At 59.9% G+C, this 17,905-nt stretch carries 16 protein-coding genes; 13 read left to right on the top strand and 3 right to left on the bottom strand.

Going from position 1 to position 17,905, the window contains the following annotated elements; genetic code table 11:
- Nucleotides 1-166 precede the first annotated feature (166 nt).
- From KGB14_RS14325 to arsA, 5 genes are all read left to right on the top strand, one after another.
- On the top strand, nucleotides 167-1,018 hold the full coding sequence (locus tag KGB14_RS14325) for a putative selenate ABC transporter substrate-binding protein (RefSeq protein ID WP_223487469.1): 852 nt from the start codon (nucleotides 167-169) through the stop codon (nucleotides 1,016-1,018).
- On the top strand, nucleotides 1,015-1,818 hold the full coding sequence (locus tag KGB14_RS14320; RefSeq protein ID WP_223487468.1) for a phosphonate ABC transporter ATP-binding protein: 804 nt from the start codon (nucleotides 1,015-1,017) through the stop codon (nucleotides 1,816-1,818). The genes KGB14_RS14325 and KGB14_RS14320 overlap by 4 nt, the downstream gene beginning before the upstream one ends.
- Nucleotides 1,812-2,639: a PhnE/PtxC family ABC transporter permease gene (locus KGB14_RS14315; RefSeq protein ID WP_223487467.1), complete on the top strand. Its 828-nt coding sequence runs from the start codon at nucleotides 1,812-1,814 to the stop codon at nucleotides 2,637-2,639. The genes KGB14_RS14320 and KGB14_RS14315 overlap by 7 nt, the downstream gene beginning before the upstream one ends.
- Nucleotides 2,636-3,403: a phosphonate ABC transporter, permease protein PhnE gene (gene phnE / locus KGB14_RS14310; protein ID WP_223487466.1), complete on the top strand. Its 768-nt coding sequence runs from the start codon at nucleotides 2,636-2,638 to the stop codon at nucleotides 3,401-3,403. Before KGB14_RS14315 ends, phnE begins: the two co-directional genes overlap by 4 nt.
- 151 nt (nucleotides 3,404-3,554) lie before the next feature.
- Complete coding sequence (gene arsA / locus KGB14_RS14305; RefSeq protein ID WP_223487465.1) at nucleotides 3,555-5,315, top strand: arsenical pump-driving ATPase; 1,761 nt, start codon at nucleotides 3,555-3,557, stop codon at nucleotides 5,313-5,315.
- Nucleotides 5,316-5,329: 14 nt separating this feature from the next.
- Here the strand turns inward: arsA and KGB14_RS14300 are convergent, their stop codons facing one another.
- Nucleotides 5,330-6,139: an NYN domain-containing protein gene (locus KGB14_RS14300; protein WP_223487464.1), complete on the bottom strand. Its 810-nt coding sequence runs from the start codon at nucleotides 6,137-6,139 to the stop codon at nucleotides 5,330-5,332.
- A 281-nt stretch (nucleotides 6,140-6,420) separates the two neighbouring features.
- Between KGB14_RS14300 and KGB14_RS14295 the strand changes: the two genes are divergently transcribed.
- The 6 genes from KGB14_RS14295 (at nucleotide 6,421) to KGB14_RS14270 (ending at nucleotide 12,402) form a co-directional block, all read left to right on the top strand.
- Nucleotides 6,421-6,633, top strand: a complete 213-nt coding sequence (locus KGB14_RS14295; protein WP_223487463.1) for a DUF1059 domain-containing protein — start codon at nucleotides 6,421-6,423, stop codon at nucleotides 6,631-6,633.
- Between the two features lie 298 nt (nucleotides 6,634-6,931).
- Entirely contained in the window at nucleotides 6,932-8,968 is a 2,037-nt protein-coding gene (locus KGB14_RS14290) for a bifunctional DedA family/phosphatase PAP2 family protein (RefSeq protein ID WP_223487462.1), read from the top strand.
- Between the two features lie 112 nt (nucleotides 8,969-9,080).
- Nucleotides 9,081-10,163, top strand: a complete 1,083-nt coding sequence (locus KGB14_RS14285) for a bifunctional transcriptional activator/DNA repair enzyme AdaA (protein WP_223487461.1) — start codon at nucleotides 9,081-9,083, stop codon at nucleotides 10,161-10,163.
- A gap of 45 nt (nucleotides 10,164-10,208) precedes the next feature.
- Nucleotides 10,209-11,021 carry an isocitrate lyase/phosphoenolpyruvate mutase family protein gene (locus KGB14_RS14280; protein ID WP_223487460.1) on the top strand — a complete coding sequence of 271 codons (813 nt, stop codon included), beginning with the start codon at nucleotides 10,209-10,211 and terminating at the stop codon, nucleotides 11,019-11,021.
- 75 nt (nucleotides 11,022-11,096) lie between these two features.
- Nucleotides 11,097-11,714: a DNA-3-methyladenine glycosylase family protein gene (locus tag KGB14_RS14275; RefSeq protein WP_223487459.1), complete on the top strand. Its 618-nt coding sequence runs from the start codon at nucleotides 11,097-11,099 to the stop codon at nucleotides 11,712-11,714.
- 199 nt (nucleotides 11,715-11,913) lie between these two features.
- On the top strand, nucleotides 11,914-12,402 hold the full coding sequence (locus KGB14_RS14270) for a GFA family protein (RefSeq protein ID WP_223487458.1): 489 nt from the start codon (nucleotides 11,914-11,916) through the stop codon (nucleotides 12,400-12,402).
- 117 nt (nucleotides 12,403-12,519) lie between these two features.
- Here KGB14_RS14270 and KGB14_RS14265 read toward each other — a convergent pair whose 3' ends face one another.
- Entirely contained in the window at nucleotides 12,520-13,128 is a 609-nt protein-coding gene (locus KGB14_RS14265; RefSeq protein WP_223487457.1) for a tRNA-(ms[2]io[6]A)-hydroxylase, read from the bottom strand.
- Between the two features lie 159 nt (nucleotides 13,129-13,287).
- Here KGB14_RS14265 and KGB14_RS14260 point away from each other — a divergent pair, with 159 nt between their 5' ends.
- The gene (locus KGB14_RS14260; protein ID WP_223487456.1) at nucleotides 13,288-14,151 is read left to right on the top strand and encodes a universal stress protein; all 864 of its coding nucleotides are present in this window, start codon (nucleotides 13,288-13,290) and stop codon (nucleotides 14,149-14,151) included.
- A gap of 94 nt (nucleotides 14,152-14,245) precedes the next feature.
- On the opposite strand, the gene KGB14_RS14255 is transcribed toward KGB14_RS14260, so the two are convergent.
- Complete coding sequence (locus KGB14_RS14255; RefSeq protein WP_223487455.1) at nucleotides 14,246-14,716, bottom strand: DUF1289 domain-containing protein; 471 nt, start codon at nucleotides 14,714-14,716, stop codon at nucleotides 14,246-14,248.
- A gap of 565 nt (nucleotides 14,717-15,281) precedes the next feature.
- Between KGB14_RS14255 and acnB the strand changes: the two genes are divergently transcribed.
- Nucleotides 15,282-17,882 carry a bifunctional aconitate hydratase 2/2-methylisocitrate dehydratase gene (acnB, locus tag KGB14_RS14250; protein ID WP_032835413.1) on the top strand — a complete coding sequence of 867 codons (2,601 nt, stop codon included), beginning with the start codon at nucleotides 15,282-15,284 and terminating at the stop codon, nucleotides 17,880-17,882.
- The last annotated feature ends 23 nt before the right edge of the window (nucleotides 17,883-17,905 follow it).

Raw genomic sequence — 17,905 nt, 5'->3', positions numbered from 1 at the left:
GGTCTGAATCCGAAATACGAGCGGTAGCACTGGCTGTCGACAGATTGCAATTGAGCCAAAAGCGGTCAATATCGCTCTGCCTCGTCTACCCTCACAAAGCGCCATGCCGCTATCAGCGTGTGCCTGGCGCTCAATCATTCTTGCGTTAATGGACCGGAGATCTTCCATGCTCAAGCGTACCCTGGCATCGGCCATCGGCTTGACCCTGTCGTTTTGCACCCTGCTGACACAGGCCGCCGACACCCTGAGAGTCAGCGCGATTCCCGATGAAGCGCCTACCGAACTGCTGCGCAAGTTCAAGCCGCTGGGTGCTTATCTGGAACAGCGAACAGGCATGAAAGTCGAGTTCGTGCCCGTGAGCGACTATCCGGCCGTGGTCGAGGCGCTGGCCACCGACCGAATCGACATGGCCTGGCTAGGCGGCTTCACGTTCGTGCAGGCACGCCTGAAAACCGGCAACGCCATTCCGCTGGTACAGCGCGAACAGGACGCCCAATTCACCAGCAAATTCATCACTGCCGACCCAGCCGTCAAATCCCTCGCCGACCTCAAGGGCAAGACCTTTGCATTCGGTTCGGTGTCCTCCACTTCAGGCAGTCTCATGCCGCGTTATTTCATGTTGAAGGACGGCATCAAGCCTGAAACTTACTTCAGCCACGTCGGCTACTCCGGCGCCCATGACGCCACTGTCGCCTGGGTACAGGCCGGCAAGGTAGACGCCGGGGTGCTGAACGCCAGCGTATGGGAAAAACTGGTCGCCGCCGGCAAGGTCGACACCACCAAGGTCAAGGTGTTTGCGACCACCCCAGCCTACTTCGACTACAACTGGACAGTGCGCGGGACCCTTGACCCAGCGCTGGCGGCCAAGATAAAGGCCGCCTTCCTGGCGCTCGATCCGGCGAAGCCTGCGGACAAGGAAATTCTGGATCTGCAGGCCGCCAGCCGATTCATCGAAACCAAGCCTGAGAACTATAAGGGTATCGAAGAAGCCGCACGCGCCGCCGAACTGCTCAAATGACATTACACCTGACCCAGGTCAGCCTTACCCACGCCAACGGCGTCCAGGCGCTGCGTGGCGTGGACCTGCACATTGGTGCCAGCGAACAGGTCGCCATCATTGGCCCGTCCGGCGCGGGCAAGTCGAGCTTGCTTAACCTGCTGGCCACCGCCCTGCGACCGGGTAACGGCGAGCTGCAGGTGCTCGGCGAGCGAGCCTGGCAGCTTTCTGCCCGTCAGCGTCAGCGTCTGCGCGCCCGCATCGGTCTGATCCATCAGTCGCCTCCCCTGCCACCGCGCCAGCGCGTGGTCACTGCGGTTCTGGCCGGAAAGCTGGGTCAGTGGGGTGTTGGCAAGAGCCTGCTGAACCTGCTGCATCCGCTGGATATTCCGGGCGCACGCGCGGCATTGGCCAAACTGGACCTGAGCGACAAGTTGTTCGCTAAATGCCAGCAGCTGTCCGGTGGACAGCTACAGCGCGTCGGCATTGCCCGCGTGTTGTATCAAGCGCCCGAGGTGTTGCTGGCCGATGAACCTGTTTCGGCCATGGATCCGGTGTTGGCCCAGCACACGCTTTCGGTGCTCTGCAGCCATGCCCGTGAGCACAAGGTCACCCTGGTCGCCAGCCTGCATGCGGTGGAACTGGCCCTTGCGCATTTTTCGCGGATCATTGGTCTGCGTGATGGACAGATCCTGTTCGACCTTCAGGCCAGCGAAGTCGACCGCGAGCTGCTCGACAAGCTCTACGCCAATGAGCAACTGCAATCCTCGCCGGTTCCTCCGTTCCCGTCCCCCTTGAGCGTGCAGATTCCCCGATGCTGACACGCGATACCCGAGACCCTGCCACCCGCCCTCGCCTGCTGTTCACCTTGCTGGCCCTAGTCTTGCTGTGGCCGGGAATCCACTTCAGCGAGCTGGACCTCAGTGTGCTGGTGGCAAGTGACAGTCAGGGCGAGATGGGCCGGTTTGTATCCGCCTTCTGGCCGCCGGCCCATGGCGATGAGTTCATTGAACTGCTGTTACAAGCCACCCTGCAGACCCTGGCTATTGCCACGGCGGGCATGGCCCTGGCGTTGCTGTTGGCCATTCCCGCCAGCCTGCTGGCCAGTCGTGCTCTGTCGCTGTCTGCTGCCTCCCGTGCCGGCCAGCCGAGCTATTGGGGTCAACTGTTACGCTGGCCCGTACGCGGTTTACTGATCTTCCTGCGCAGCGTGCCGGAAATCGTCTGGGCCCTGCTGTTCGTGCGCGCCGTCGGCCTCGGCCCGACTGCCGGGGTACTGGCCATTGCCATTACCTACAGCGGCATGTTGGGCAAGGTCTACGCGGAAATTTTCGAGTCGGTGAACCAGCGTCCGGTGCACGCACTCCTGCAGTCCGGCAGCGGTCGGCTCGCAGCCTTTTGCTACGGGATCCTGCCCAATGTCGCAGCAGAGCTGCTGTCATACACGGTGTACCGTTGGGAATGTGCCATCCGCGCCTCGGTGGTGATGGGCTTCGTCGGTGCCGGTGGCCTGGGCCAGCAAATGGATCTGTCGTTGCGCATGTTCGCCGGCGGTGAAGTGGCCAGTTTGTTACTGACGTTCCTTGTACTGGTACTGCTCGCCGATCAACTCAGCCGCCTGCTGCGCTGGAGGCTGGCATGAATCGTCTGCTCAACGTGCTACTGGTCCTGTGCATCGGCGCAGCAGTCGTCGCCTCGTTCGACTATCTGGGCATCAATCTCGGCGAGCTCGGCGACAGCGGCAACCTGCACCAGATGGGCGCTTATGCGCAGCGCTTCCTCAGCCCGGACCTGAGCTCGAGTCATCTGCGAGCGATCGGCCACGGCGCCCTGGAAACCATTGCCATGTCCGCCCTGGGCACCCTGCTCGCAGCGGTACTCGGCCTGTTATTGGCATTGCCCGCGGCCGGGCGCTTCGGCTGGCCGCTGCAGAGCGCGTCGAGTCTTGTACTCAACGCTTTGCGCGCGGTTCCGGAACTGGTGTGGGCTGCTTTGATGGTCCTCGCCGCAGGGCTCGGCCCCAACGCCGGCACCCTGGCATTAGCCCTGCACACCACTGGCGTGCTCGGCCGGCTGTTCGCCGAAGCGCTGGAAAACACTCCACCAGAACCCGCCGAAGCCATCCGCCTGCAGGGCGGCAATCCCGTATGGGCTTTCTGTTACGGCACACTGCCCAACCTGTTGCCACAGCTACTGGCCTACATCCTGTACCGCTGGGAAAACAATATCCGCATGGCCAGTGTGCTCGGCTTCGTCGGCGCCGGTGGGTTGGGGCAAATGCTCTATGTCAGCCTCAGCCTGTTCCAGGAAGCGCAAGCCAGCACGGTGATTCTGGCCATGCTGTTACTGGTCTTCGCCGTCGATACATTGAGCAGTTGGAGCCGTCAACGTTGGGTCAAGGCCTGACTGCTGTCGCGCAACCGCGAGGCATTACCGGGCTGGCTTTATGACCTGCATCAAGAACTTCCCACTTGATTCATCAGATTAAGGTGGAGACGCTGAACATCGGTCTAAACTCTGAACCCCAGCTGTGCTCCGAGAGCGAGGTCAGAGTGCCATGCAGCCATCCATCAAGCTGCTCGATCAGCCCACCCAATACATGTTCTTCACGGGCAAGGGCGGGGTTGGCAAAACGTCGGTCTCCACAGCGGTGTCAATCGCATTGGCTGATACAGGCAAGAAAGTGCTTCTGGTCAGCACAGACGCCGCCTCGAACCTCGATGAGATGCTCGGCGTTGAGCTGAGCAATCAGCCTGTAGCCGTGCCGGGCGTGCCCGGAATGTTCGTGCTCAACATTGACCCCGGGGCCGCAGCAATCGACTACCGAGCCAGAGTGGTCGAGCAAATGGGCGCTCAGGCAAGCGATCAAGACATTGCCATCGTGCGCGAGCAACTCTCGGGAGCATGCACGACCGAAATCGCAACCTTCGATGAGTTCGCCCACCTCCTTGCGCAAGGCGGCGCGGCCTATGACCACGTGGTATTCGATACCGCTCCCACAGGGCACACGCTCAGGCTGTTGAGCCTGCCCAAAGCCTGGAGCGGGTTTCTGGAGGGCAATGATCGTGGTGCGTCATGCCTGGGGCCGCACTCGGGTTTGAAAATGCAGGAGCAGCTTTTCAATCAGGCGTTGGCTGCGCTCAATAATCCGGCCCTGACCACCGTCGTGCTAGTGGCTCGGCCTGACAGAGGCGCGCTCGCTGAGGCTGCACGTTCCTCCGACGAGCTTCGTGAGCTGGGTCTGGAAAACCAACGTCTGGTCGTGAACGCTGTGTTCAAACGCAGCGACTTGAATGACCCGATCGCAGCCGCCATCGAAGCCATGGGCAATCAGGCGCTCGACGAGATGCCCGCTTCGCTGCGCCAGCTTGCAACCGACTACATTGCGCTCAAGGCCGTGGATTCCGTTGGCTTGCCCGCGCTGCGCGGGCTACTTGCCCCGGAGCCTGCTCGGCCAACAAACACCGCAAACCACGTGCCCTCACGCCTCGAACATCACAAGCTTTCGGAACTGGTTGCCGAGCTTGCGAATGATAAGCGCGGGTTGATCATGGTCATGGGCAAAGGGGGTGTTGGTAAAACCACCATTGCCGCCGCCATCGCGCTGGGCCTGGTCCAGCACGGCAAGTCCGTGCACCTGAGTACGACGGATCCTGCGGCGCATCTGGCTATAACCCTCAACGCCGATGTGCAAGGACTCAGCGTGGGTCGCATTGACCCCAAGGTCGAGACCCGGAATTACGTGGACAAGATCGTAGCTTCCCGCGGACCAACCCTGACGGAAGATGAAAAAGCCTTGCTCATTGAGGATCTGCGCTCCCCCTGCACCGAAGAGGTCGCGGTCTTCCATGCGTTCTCCCGCGTGGTTGCTCAAGCCAGAACCTCGTTCGTGGTGCTGGACACCGCCCCCACGGGTCACTCGCTGCTACTGATGGATGCCACAGGCGCCTATCACCGCCAGATGGTTCGGGAATTCAAAGGCAAGGCCTCGGACCATATCGTCACGCCCTTGATGCGCCTGCAAGATGCGGACTACACCAAAATCGTCCTGGTGACGCTGCCCGAATCCACGCCGGTGTCTCAGGCGGCAGCGCTGCAGGATGACTTGCGCAGGGCCGAAATCGAACCGTTTGCCTGGGTGGTCAACAAGTCTCTGCTCGCCACAGACACCGAAGACCCATTGCTTGGAGCGCGCCTGGATAGCGAGCGCAAGCAGATGGCGCGAGTGGCCGGCCTGACCCGCCATGCCGTCATCGTGGTGCCCTGGACGGCGGAGCCGCCTGTTGGCGTCGCCGCGCTGAAGCACCTGTTGGATTGAGGCGGCCAGCTGTACTACGAGCTCGGCTGTCGGTGCCGGGCATAGAGTATTGAACCACCCACTCCCGACGTTCCTCTCGTTTGCAGTTCAAACACATCCGGATACCCCTTGATCAGCTCACTGAGTTTTTTATAACCATGAGTGCGGGGGTCGAATTCAGGTCTCAATTTGCTGATGTTAGTGCCCAGCGCACCCAGGGGAGCCCAGCCGTCCTCATCGGCAATGTCATCCAGGATCTTTGCGATGAAACTTACGGGTGCCTTGGGTTTCTTTTTTACCTCGGGGGTACTGGCGGGTTTGACGGCTTCGATAGCGGCGGATGGCTCAGGTTCGGGGCGATTATGTCCATTGCTCGCAGCAACAAACACTTCGCCACGCAGCAATTCGGTATAGATGAACTTGTCGCAGGCCGACACGAACGGTCTTGGGGTTTTTTCTTCACCAAACCCGTAGACGGTCAAACCTTCTTCTCGTAACCGCGAAGCAAGACGGGTGAAGTCACTGTCGCTGGAAACCAGGCAGAAACCGTCGAAGCGTCGGGTGTACAGCAGGTCCATTGCATCGATAATCAAGGAGCTGTCTGTTGCATTCTTACCTTTGGTGTAAGCGAACTGTTGAATCGGCTGAATAGAATGATCGAGTAGCACCTTTTTCCATCCACCCAACTGCGGACCGGTCCAGTCGCCATAGATCCGCTTGACGTTGGCGACGCCGTACTTGGCGATTTCTTCGAATAAACCTTCGACAATGGCTGCCGGGGCATTGTCGGCGTCGATTAACACTGCCAAGTGTTTTTGCGTGTGACTGGGGATGTGAGTGGCCATGGACAGTCCTTGAGTTGTGGCCTTCAACAGACCGTTAAATCACGGATGAACAAGCGGTCAGCGAATAACCTGCCATCGCCCCATAGCGGCCGATGGCATGAAGCTACTATAGGTCGAATTCGGCCACCCAGGCTGATGAGCCTGTCCCCTGTTGTGGCGGGCCTATACTTTAAAAGTTGGCACACCCGATGCGACCTGCAATCGTGTTTGATGCAGGGGGGCGCGTCGAGTGATCATTCCTGCAGGCCCCGGCCTGCCTTCGTCGTAAGGAGGAGAAGATCATGGCGCGTAAATACATCGACTGCCGCGAGTTTCCAAGCGATGCCAAATGCTCGGTCGCGCTGTCCGCAGACTCTGAAAACGAACTGCTCGAGGCCGCTGCACAGCATGCGGTCAGTGTTCACAAGCACACAGACTCACCGCAACTGCGTGCTCAACTGAAGACGATGTTTCACGACGGCACCCCGCCTGTTGAAGCACCGCGTACCGCTTAACAAAGAGATCCTCTGTAGGAGCTGCCGAAGGCTGCGATCTTTTGATTTTGATCTTTGGCGGTCTGGTGAAGAGCAAGATCAAAAGATCGCAGCCTTCGGCAGCTCCTACGGAGGATTTTTGGGGTTTTGGAGAGCTTGTGCGCCTTGATCCTGGCGGGCCAAAAGCAACCGGTGGAGGGAGCGATAGCCAATGAGTAGCTATGCTTGGTCTGTTGCGCAAACTGATTGTGCAGCCGGGAATTACAGACACCCGCGTCAATCGCCTCCTCACTGATATTCCATAGGCAGCCCGCGAAATATGACGCCCCTGGTCTCATCGATCATCGAGTTCCTGACGGCGCACCCGCATGTCGCCTATCTGGCGGTGTTTCTCCTGGCACTTTCCGAGTCAATCCCGATCATCGGTGTCGTCGTTCCCGGCACAGCCGTGATCCTCGCGCTCAGCACCCTGGTGCCGAGCGGCATATTATTGCTCTGGCCGTTGGTGATTGCCGCCACATCAGGCGCTATCGCGGGTGATGGTCTTTCGTTCTGGCTTGGGCACCGATACCACCGCGAGATTCTTGGTCTCTGGCCGCTGAACCGGCATCCCACACTGATTCAGCGCAGCGAAGCCTTTTTCACCCGTCATGGCGACAAAAGTGTCTTTCTCGCGCGCTTCACACCGGGCGTCCGCGCCTTCGTTCCGCTCCTTGCCGGCATGCTGGGGATGGCGGCCAGTCGGTTCTATGCCGTCAATGTCGCGTCGGCGCTCGCCTGGGCTCCGTCACATATCCTGCCGGGTGTACTGCTCGGCGTGACGTTCAGCATTCTCGGTGCGGCAGCAAAACCGCTCGCGATCCTGCTGGTCGTTCTAGTCGCAACAGGCTGGATAGTCCTGCATATCGTGCGCTGGACGCTACGTCGCGGCATACCCTACCTGATCGTCGCAATACAGCGGTTGCGAAGCTGGGCCAGCACCCACGACACCTGGCTGAGCCGCCGCCTCACTGGCTTCCTCGATCCTTCACGACCCGCAGCACGGGTTCTTGCGCTGCCGACGGTCCTGCTCGTCGGTGCCGCCTGGCTTTTCTTCGGTGTCCTTGAGGACGTCATCAACGGTGACCCGTTGCTGCTTGCAGATAGCGCGATATACCGCGCGCTCCAGGAGCTTCGCACAACACCAGGCGATGCGCTGATGATCGCCATCACAGAGCTTGGCGACACCAAGGTCGTGGTGGCGGTCACGATTGTTGTATTGCTGTGGCTCATGTGGAGACGCGCCTGGCGTACAGCAGCCTATTGGCTGGTTGCAATCGTTGGCGCTTTGGGGCTCAACACTGTCATTAAAGTCGCGTTGTATCGAACTCACCCCGCAGAGCTGCTCCATTCCGGGTGGAGTGCCTTTTCCTTCCCCAGCGGCCATAGCACGATCGATGTCGTGCTATACGGTTTCCTCGCCTTCCTCACTACGCGCGATAGCCTTCCGGCACTGCGCGTCGTGGTCACTCTTTGCGCAGCCACCCTGATATTTCTCATTGCATTCTCGCGCCTCTACCTCGGTGCGCATTGGCTTTCCGACGTGCTCGGGGGGCTGGCATTCGGATCCGCGTGGCTGGCGCTACTCAGCCTTTTCTACCTGCGACAGCAGGCCGAGCGCATTGGGTCAGCGGGGCTGCTCGCCCTCGGATGTGTGGCTCTTATTCTCGCCGGCGGTTTCAATATTCATCACAGTCATACGACGGACAGCAGTCGTTATGCCGTCAAGGTGGGGACGTTGACCATGGCCGCCACCGATTGGTGGGCGTCAGACTGGCAGCAGCTGCCGGTGCGACGTATCGATCTCACTGGCGAGACGAATGAGCCACTGACGTTCCAGTGGGCCGGTGGCCTGCAGGACCTGCAAGATGTCCTGCAGCGCAACGGATGGCGCACCTCGGCGACCTGGACACTGTTGAATACCCTGAATTGGTTTGGCACCCAGGCTGACCCTGCGGATCTTCCAGTCATTCCTCTTTTCGCCAGTGGTCGCCTTCCCGGTCTGACTCTCGTTCGACCGTATAGCGATGGTGCCCACACCGGTTCGCGCCTGGTGCTTCGACTGTGGGTCGTGGATTTCGAGCTCACCAACGGGCGAACTATACCGCTATGGATTGGCTCGGTTGTCGAGGAGCGCTTCTATCATCCCCTATCCCTCGTCACGTTGACGTCAACACAGCCCGATGCGAATGCACCGCGCAGAACGCTAGAGGCCGTACTTGACGGTGGGCGGCTCTTTTCGCGGACCGAAGGAGCGGCCGATGCGGATTGGGATGGGCAAGTCCTGTTAGCTCGCCACAAAGAGAAACAGGAATGAATGACCGTTCAGGGCTGTGGATTTAACTGGTCCAGAGGACCATCGATTGACGTTTGAATTCTCTGTCGATTTTCCGGTGGAGACCTTAAGCGACGCGCCCTATGCTCAGCCCATGAACCTACAAAACGCTGTGCTTCCGCCCCACGCCGAGATGGTTCGCGCCATGCTCGAACGCGACACCGCCTACGAGGGGGTGTTCTTTACCGCGGTCAAAACCACCGGCATCTTCTGCCGCCCCAGCTGCACGGCGCGCAAACCCAAGCCGGAAAACGTCGAGTTCTTCGCCCATGCCGATGAGGCGATGTCGGCGGGCTATCGGGCCTGCCTGCGTTGCAAGCCGCTGGACGCTGCGGCCATCGCGCCGGACTGGGTGCAGCGGCTGCTCAAATCCGTGGACGCCGATCCCGAACTGCGCTGGACTGATGCGCAGTTGCTCGTCGAGGGTATCGAACCGCTGAAACTTCGCCGCTGGTTCAAGCAGCATTTCGGCATGACCTTTCACGCCTGGCTGCGCAGCCGGCGCTTGGGCATCGCCCTCGGTGGCATCAAACAGGGCGAATCCATCGACAACGCGGCGTTCGACTCCGGCTACGAATCCTTGAGCGGTTTTCGCGATGCGTTTCAAAAGTCGTTCCACATCACCCCTGGCCGCGCCGCCCACAGCGAGCCGCTGCTGTTCACCCGATTGACCACGCCGCTGGGGCCGATGATCGCCATGGCTGAACAGCGTGGGCTGGTGCTGCTGGAGTTTCTCGATCGACCGGCACTGACCAAGGAAATCGAAGAACTGCAAAACCGTTATGGCTACGCCGTGGCCCCCGGTCACAACGGACATTTGCAGCAGATCGAAGAAGAGCTGACGCAATACTTTGCCGGCAAACGGACCGGATTCAATGTGCCGCTGCACCTGCCCGGCAGCGCTTTCGCCCGGCAGGTGTGGGCCGAGCTGATGAAAATTCCGTACGGCCAGACCAGCACCTACGGCGCCATCGCCGCGCAACTGGGCAAACCCGGCGCGAGTCGCGCCGTGGGCATGGCCAACGGACAAAACCGTCTGGCGATTATCCTGCCCTGTCACCGGGTGATCGGTGCGGACGGCTCGTTGACCGGCTATGGTGGAGGACAACCGCGCAAGGCGTTTCTGCTCAGGCTGGAAAGCGCCGCGGTGCAAATCACCCAACAACTCGCGTTCTGATCACTCCACTGTCTATTCAAACAACGTCATAAGGAGGGACATCCGATGGACACACTCGACAATCAATTTCACCAATTGCACCAGAGTGGCCTGCTGATTCTGACCAACGTCGCCGACGCTACCGGGGCGCGACTGGTGGAACAGCTGGGCAGCAAGGCCGTCGCCACCAGCAGCGCGGCGGTAGCCTGGGTTCACGGTTATCCGGATGGCAACACCCTGCCGCTTGAACGGCTGGTTTCCACTGTCGAATCCATCGCTCGGGTCATCACCGTGCCGTTGAGCGTGGATATTGAGGCGGGTTATTCCGATGATCTGGGTCGCGTCGCAGAAGTGATCGATGCCGTCATTGCCGCCGGTGCTGTGGGAATCAATATTGAGGACGGTGCTTCGCCGCCCGAGCTGCTGGCGCGCAAGATCGAAATCGCTCGCCAGGTCGCCCATCGCCGGGACGTGAAGCTGTTCATCAACGCTCGCACCGACGTGTACCTCAGGGGCTTGGTGCCGGCCGAAGATCGCGTCGCAGAGACACTCAAGCGGGCCGCGCTGTATCAGGCGGCCGGTGCCGACGGGCTGTTCGCAGCGGGTGTCACGGCGGCGTATGAAATCGAAGCGCTGTGCCATGGCACGACGCTGCCGGTGAATGTGCTCGGTTTCTCGGGCCTGCCTTCGCCTGAAGAACTGCAAGCCCTTGGTGTACGCCGTTTGAGCGCCGGTTCAAGCATCGCCGAATTCCTCTACGGCGCCATGGCGTCATTGGCCAAAAGCTTTCTGGAAACCGGAAAACTCGATAGCAGTGACCTCAAGGCCTTCACTTATGGCCAAGTGAATGCCTTGCTGACCTCAACCGGCAAAGTTTGACCGCAAGCAATGGAGTGCGGCGCTGCGGGGTGAGGGCTAATCTTCCCCGCAGTCACCCGCGCTTCAGGATGCTCCATGCCCGACACCTACCTACTGGCTAGCGAATTTCTCTCGGCCCTCGATGCCGACTGGCAACGCCACATCAGCGCCATCGGCCCCTGCCTCCATCAGCCCCATGCGGCCCGCGATCCTTATGAGTCGCTGGTGCGGGCGATTGCCTATCAGCAACTGCATGCAAGGGCCGGCGATGCGATTGTCGGCCGGCTGCTGGCGTTATTTCCGGCAAGCACCTTCCCCAGACCTGAGCAGATTCTGGCGACAGGCTTCGATCAAATGCGCGGTTGCGGATTTTCCGCCAGCAAGATCGCGACCATTCAGGGTATCGCTCAAGCGACTCTGGACGGCGTGGTGCCGGATTACGCCACGGCCCTGGCCATGGACGATGAAGCGTTGATCGAGCGCTTGATCAGCTTGCGCGGGGTGGGTCGCTGGACGGTGGAAATGCTGCTGATCTACAGCCTGGAGCGGCCGGACATTTTGCCGGCCGATGACTTTGGCGTGCGCGAAGGTTATCGACGGCTGAAGGGGTTGGAGGTACAGCCGACTCGTAAGCAGATGATTGATATCGGCTTGGCGTGGAGCCCTTATCGGACGGTGGCGGCGTGGTATTTGTGGCGGGTGCCTAACCGGTAGACCGCGTTATCGCTCATCGCGAGCAGGCTCGCTCCCACATTTGATCTTCAATGCTCACAAATAATGTATTCACCGAAAATCCCCTGTGGGAGCGAGCCTGCTCGCGATAACGCCGGCACATCCCGCACAAATTCAACGACCCAGTAACCCTGACGGTCTAGGCTGTCTTGAACCATCCCAAGCCCCGTCGGAGGTTCCCATGCAGCTCGAAGGCTCCTGCCATTGCGGCGCGGTGTCGTTCAGCCTGACCAGCGCCCACCCCTACCCTTATCAGCGCTGCTATTGCTCAATCTGTCGCAAGACCCAGGGCGGTGGCGGCTATGCGATCAACCTGGGGGGCGATGCCGGCAGCCTGAAGGTGCGCGGCCGTAAGCACGTCTCGATTTACCATGCGCGGCTCAAGGAGGACGGTGATAAGCGCGCCCGCCACAGCACTGCCGAGCGGCATTTCTGCGCGCTTTGCGGCTCGGGATTATGGCTGTTCAGCCCTGAATGGCCGGAGTTGATTCATCCGTTTGCCTCGGCCATCGACACGCCCTTGCCGGTACCGCCGGAACACACGCATCTGATGCTCGGCTCCAAGGCACCGTGGGTGGAAGTCGAGGCGCATCCGGGCGACCAGCAATTCGACGTCTATCCCGAAGAATCCATCGCCCAATGGCATGAGCGCCTGGGTTTGAGCCGTTAGCCTCCTTTCACACCCTGCAGGAGCTGCCGCAGGCTGCGATCTTTTGATCCTGGCGGCGGTGAAACGAACAAAGATCAAGATCAAAAGATCGCAGCCTGCGGCAGCTCCTACGGGGAATTATGCTGCAGCTGGAACACCGCTATGGAAACGAAACTCCACATCCGGCGACTCGATCAACGCCTGCTCGGCGTCACGGACCTTGTCGATCACCTGCGCGATGTCCTTGGCGTCACCGTACTGGTAGGCCAGTTTCAGGTAACCCTGGAAATGCCGCGCCTCGCTTTTCAGCAGACCGAAGTAGAACTTGCCCAGTTCTTCATCCAGATGCGGCACCAGCGCCTCGAAACGCTCGCAGCTGCGGGCTTCGATGAAGGCACCGACCACCAGCGTGTCCACCAGTTTCACCGGCTCGTGGCTGCGCACCACTTTGCGCAACCCCGAGGCGTAACGCCCGGCAGACAGCTGACGCAGCTCGATCTTGCGCTTTTTCATCAGGCGCATGACTTGTTCGTGGTGCACCAGTTCTTCCCGGGCCAGGCGCGACATCATGTTAATCAGGTCGACGTGGGAGTGATACTTGGCAATCAGGCTCAGCGCGGTGCTGGCGGCCTTGAATTCGCAGTTCTTGTGGTCGATCAGCAAGGTTTCCTGATCGGCCAGCGCAGCCTGGACCCAGCCATCGGGCGTGGGGCAACCGAGGAACTCGTGAATTTCGGGAAGGATCATGGGGCTCACGGATAAAAGGTTCAAAACGAAGGGCGCCGATTATACCGGCCTGCCGACAGACCACCAGTCGCGACCGTTGATATGCATCAAGTCACGAATGTCCGACCAGCAACTATAGTTGTCCAACGCAGTGTTTTTACCTTTCAGGAGAACCCGATCATGCAAGCCATTCGCAGCATTCTGGTGGTCATCGAACCCGAACACTCGGAAAGCCTGGCGCTCAAACGGGCCAAACTGATCGCGGGCGTGACCCAGGCTCATCTGCACCTGCTGGTCTGCGATAGAAAGCATGACCACGCCGGCATGCTCGGCGTGCTCAAGGCCTCCTTGGTGGCTGACGGCTACAGCGTCACCACTGAACAGGCCTGGAACGAAAGCCTGCACCAAACCATCGTCATTGTGCAGCAAGCCGAAGGCTGCGGGCTGGTGGTCAAGCAGCATTACCCCGACAGCCCGCTGAAAAAGGCCCTGCTGACCCCGGCGGACTGGAAACTGCTGCGCTCCTGCCCCACTCCGGTGCTGCTGGTGAAAACCTCGAAACCCTGGACCGGCGGCGTGATCCTGGCGGCCATTGATGTCGGTAACGTCGACGGCGAACACCGCACCTTGCATACCAGCATCGTCGACCATGGCTACGACATCGCCAGCCTGGCCAAGGCTCATTTGCATGTGATCAGTGCCCATCCGTCGCCGATGCTGTCGGCGGCCGACCCGACGTTTCAGCTCAGCGAAACCATTGAGGCCCGCTATCGCGAGCAGTGCAAAGCCTTTCAGGCCGAGTTCGACATTGATGACGAACACCTGCATATCGCGGAAGGTCCGGCGGATGTATTGATTCCGCACATGGCCCATAAACTGGGCGCGGCCGTGACGGTGATCGGCACCGTGGCACGATCCGGGTTGTCGGGGGCGTTGATCGGTAATACCGCGGAAGTGGTGCTCGATGCGCTGGAAAGCGATGTGTTGGTGCTCAAGCCGGATACGATCATGGATCATCTGGAGGAGATCGTGACCCAGCATTAAGCAAGATCAAAAGATCGCAGCCTTCGGCAGCTCCTACATGGATCGCATTCCCCTGTAGGAGCTGCCGAAGGCTGCGATCTTTTGACTTTAAAAATCAGCCGCCAAAGGCATCCTTGAGAAACCCCGGCGCAATGTAGCGCTGGTAATGCGCCTCCGAAAGCAGGAAAAATTCCCGATCAATGGCATCACGCAGTTCCGGCAGGTTCCAGTCGCGAAACTCCGGCAGCAGCACCATCCCGTAGGCTTCCAGATTGTTGATGACCCGCGCGCCCCGGGCGATCAGCTGATAAGCCCAGCAATATTGCGACTGATGCGGCACAAAGCGGATCTTGCGCTGTTCCAGCTGCAGACGCAGCAACGCGGGATCGAAAATCTCTACCTTGCTGGCCATCACCTGCGACAACAGTTGCTCAAGACGCAGCCACACCGCGCGTTTTTCTTCCTCGTTGTAACCGTTCCAGTGAATCACTTCATGGTGGAAACGCTTGCAGCCACGGCACACCAGGTCACCGTAAACAGTGGAGCAGAGGCCGACGCAGGGGGTCTTGATGGTCTGATTGGGCATAGGTAGGCAAAACACGGGAAAGCAGAACAGGTCGGCATGTTAGCCCTTTGTCTAACATTCATCACCCCTCAAAATTCAGGGCGGAGGGTCTATTGGACTTTAGTGACGGCCGCGTTGCGCGCCTACGTGCGCGAGGCTGCGTTGCGGGATTTGCCAAGGGAACAACCATTAGCAGCATCCCGCGCCTTGCCTCGCACACGTAGGCCCACAACGCGCCTCGCCACCAAAGTCCAATAGACCCTCACTTACCTTTAATTTTTTTTTGCCGTAGAATCAGCCAGCCTTTTAAGGCGCCAATGTCCGTTAGAAGCTGTTTTCAAAGCGTCACGAGCACAGTCGTTCCTTCAGAGCGGTGTTGGCGAAGGGTTTTTCAGCGGTGAAAAGCCCAACGCCAACCCTCATCAGCTCCCCGTTCTGCAGGCGTAAAACTTTGAAAGCAGCTTCTGTAAGGAATTGCCGGTAATTCTGGCTAAGCGGCCCACAACGCCACGCAGCGCATGAGTACGGCAATTTCGGGATGAGCGTCCCGGACACCCATTTGGGACCACTGATGAGGGTAATAACTGTGCTTGAAGCCTACCGCAAACATATCGAAGAGCGTGCAGCACTGGGTATCGTTCCCCAGCCGCTTAACGCCGAACAAACTGCAGGCCTGGTCGAGCTGCTGAAAAATCCCCCGGCTGGCGAAGAAGCTTTCCTCGTTGACCTGATCACCAATCGCGTTCCACCTGGAGTGGACGAAGCGGCCTATGTAAAGGCCGGTTTCCTCTCTGCCCTCGCCAAAGGCGAAGCCAAATCCCCTCTGATCGACAAGAAGCGCGCTGTTGAACTGCTCGGCACCATGCAGGGCGGCTACAACATCGTGACGCTGGTCAATCTGCTGGACGACGCCGAACTGGCGCCAGTAGCCGCAGAAGAACTCAAGCACACCCTGCTGATGTTCGACGCTTTCCACGACGTCGCTGAACGCGCCAAGAACGGCAACGTTCACGCCAAAGGCGTTCTGCAATCCTGGGCCGACGGCGAGTGGTTCAAGAACCGCCCTGTGCTGGCCGACAAGATCAGCCTGCGTGTGTTCAAGGTGACTGGCGAAACCAACACCGACGACCTGTCCCCTGCTCCTGATGCCTGGTCCCGCCCGGACATCCCGCTGCACGCCCTGGCCATGCTGAAAATGGCCCGCGACGGCATCGTGCCGGACGTACAAGGCTCCATCGGCCCGATGAAGCAGATCGAAGAAATGCGCAACAGCGGCTTCCCGATCGCCTACGTCGGTGACGTGGTCGGTACCGGTTCGTCGCGTAAATCGGCCACCAACTCGGTGCTGTGGTTCTTCGGCGACGACGTTCCTTTCGTGCCGAACAAGCGCGCTGGCGGCTTCTGCTTCGGCAGCAAGATCGCTCCGATCTTCTACAACACCATGGAAGATGCCGGCGCACTGCCAATCGAATTTGATGTGACCAACATCAACATGGGCGACGTGATCGACCTGTACCCGCACGCTGGCAAAGTCTGCAAGCACGGTACCGACGAAGTCATCACCACCTTCGAAATGAAGACCCCTGTGCTGTTGGACGAAGTCCGTGCCGGCGGTCGTATCCCGCTGATCATCGGCCGTGGTCTGACCGACAAGGCTCGCGCCGAACTGGGTCTGCCAGCGTTCGACCTGTTCAAGAAACCGGATGCCCCGATCGAAAGCACCAAGGGCTTCACCCTGGCGCAGAAAATGGTCGGCAAGGCGTGCGGCGTCGCAGGCGTTCGTCCTGGTACTTACTGCGAACCGAAAATGACCACCGTGGGTTCTCAGGACACCACCGGTCCAATGACCCGTGACGAACTGAAAGACCTGGCGTGCCTGGGCTTCTCCGCTGATCTGGTGATGCAGTCGTTCTGCCACACCGCGGCGTATCCAAAGCCGATCGACGTGACCACCCACCACACCCTGCCTGACTTCATCATGACCCGCGGCGGCGTTTCCCTGCGTCCGGGCGACGGCATCATCCACAGCTGGCTGAACCGCATGCTGCTGCCGGACACCGTCGGCACCGGTGGTGACTCGCACACCCGTTTCCCGATGGGCATTTCGTTCCCGGCCGGTTCCGGTCTGGTCGCATTCGCCGCTGCCACTGGCGTGATGCCGCTGGACATGCCGGAATCGATCCTGGTGCGCTTCAAAGGCGAGATGCAACCGGGCGTCACCCTGCGTGACCTGGTTCACGCCATCCCTTACTTCGCGATTCAGGCTGGCCTGCTGACCGTCGAGAAGAAAGGCAAGAAGAACGCCTTCTCCGGCCGCATCCTGGAAATCGAAGGCCTGGACAACCTGAGCATCGAACAGGCTTTCGAGCTGTCCGACGCCTCGGCCGAACGTTCGGCTGCCGGTTGCACCATCAAGCTGTCGAAAGAGTCGATCACCGAATACCTGCAATCGAACATCACCCTGCTGCGCTGGATGATCGGTGAAGGCTACGGTGATGTGCGTACCCTGGAACGTCGTGCTCAAGCGATGGAAGCCTGGATCGCCAACCCTGAGTTGATGGTTGCCGACGCTGACGCCGAATACGCCGAAGTCATCGAAATCGACCTGGCCGACATCAAAGAGCCTGTGCTCTGCGCGCCAAACGATCCGGACGACGCCCGTCTGCTGTCCAGCGTTGCTGGCGAGAAGATCGACGAAGTGTTCATCGGTTCGTGCATGACCAACATCGGTCACTTCCGCGCTGCCGGCAAGTTGCTGGAACAGGTCAAGGGTCAGCTGCCAACCCGTCTGTGGCTGTCGCCGCCGACCAAAATGGACGCTCACCAGCTGACCGAAGAAGGCTACTACGGCATCTACGGCAAGGCCGGCGCACGCATGGAAATGCCAGGCTGCTCGCTGTGCATGGGTAACCAGGCACGCGTTGAGCCGAACAGCACCGTGGTGTCGACGTCGACCCGTAACTTCCCGAACCGTCTGGGTGACGGCGCGAACGTCTACCTGGCTTCGGCCGAGCTGGCGTCCGTTGCGTCCATCCTGGGTCGCCTGCCGACCGTCGAGGAGTACATGGAATACGCTGGCAAGATCGACAGCATGGCGGCCGATGTTTACCGCTACCTGTCCTTCGACCAGATCGCCGAGTTCCGTGAAGCTGCTGCGAACGCCAACATCCCGGTCGTTCAAGCCTAACGTTACACAGCAATAAAGAACGC

The organism is Pseudomonas sp. A-RE-19 (assembly GCF_019956555.1).
Classification (GTDB): Bacteria; Pseudomonadota; Gammaproteobacteria; order Pseudomonadales; family Pseudomonadaceae; genus Aquipseudomonas.
Note: the sequence above shows the minus strand (reverse complement) of the source record. Positions and strands in the feature narration are given on the sequence as shown.

What these genes read in the sequence shown, in the direction of transcription:
- KGB14_RS14325 (WP_223487469.1), top strand. Translation starts at nt 167, where the DNA reads ATGCTCAAGCGTACCCTGGCATCGGCCATCGGCTTGACCCTGTCGTTT.
- KGB14_RS14320 (WP_223487468.1), top strand. Translation starts at nt 1,015, where the DNA reads ATGACATTACACCTGACCCAGGTCAGCCTTACCCACGCCAACGGCGTC.
- KGB14_RS14315 (WP_223487467.1), top strand. Translation starts at nt 1,812, where the DNA reads ATGCTGACACGCGATACCCGAGACCCTGCCACCCGCCCTCGCCTGCTG.
- phnE (WP_223487466.1), top strand. Translation starts at nt 2,636, where the DNA reads ATGAATCGTCTGCTCAACGTGCTACTGGTCCTGTGCATCGGCGCAGCA.
- arsA (WP_223487465.1), top strand. Translation starts at nt 3,555, where the DNA reads ATGCAGCCATCCATCAAGCTGCTCGATCAGCCCACCCAATACATGTTC.
- KGB14_RS14300 (WP_223487464.1), bottom strand. Translation starts at nt 6,139, where the DNA reads ATGGCCACTCACATCCCCAGTCACACGCAAAAACACTTGGCAGTGTTA.
- KGB14_RS14295 (WP_223487463.1), top strand. Translation starts at nt 6,421, where the DNA reads ATGGCGCGTAAATACATCGACTGCCGCGAGTTTCCAAGCGATGCCAAA.
- KGB14_RS14290 (WP_223487462.1), top strand. Translation starts at nt 6,932, where the DNA reads ATGACGCCCCTGGTCTCATCGATCATCGAGTTCCTGACGGCGCACCCG.
- KGB14_RS14285 (WP_223487461.1), top strand. Translation starts at nt 9,081, where the DNA reads ATGAACCTACAAAACGCTGTGCTTCCGCCCCACGCCGAGATGGTTCGC.
- KGB14_RS14280 (WP_223487460.1), top strand. Translation starts at nt 10,209, where the DNA reads ATGGACACACTCGACAATCAATTTCACCAATTGCACCAGAGTGGCCTG.
- KGB14_RS14275 (WP_223487459.1), top strand. Translation starts at nt 11,097, where the DNA reads ATGCCCGACACCTACCTACTGGCTAGCGAATTTCTCTCGGCCCTCGAT.
- KGB14_RS14270 (WP_223487458.1), top strand. Translation starts at nt 11,914, where the DNA reads ATGCAGCTCGAAGGCTCCTGCCATTGCGGCGCGGTGTCGTTCAGCCTG.
- KGB14_RS14265 (WP_223487457.1), bottom strand. Translation starts at nt 13,128, where the DNA reads ATGATCCTTCCCGAAATTCACGAGTTCCTCGGTTGCCCCACGCCCGAT.
- KGB14_RS14260 (WP_223487456.1), top strand. Translation starts at nt 13,288, where the DNA reads ATGCAAGCCATTCGCAGCATTCTGGTGGTCATCGAACCCGAACACTCG.
- KGB14_RS14255 (WP_223487455.1), bottom strand. Translation starts at nt 14,716, where the DNA reads ATGCCCAATCAGACCATCAAGACCCCCTGCGTCGGCCTCTGCTCCACT.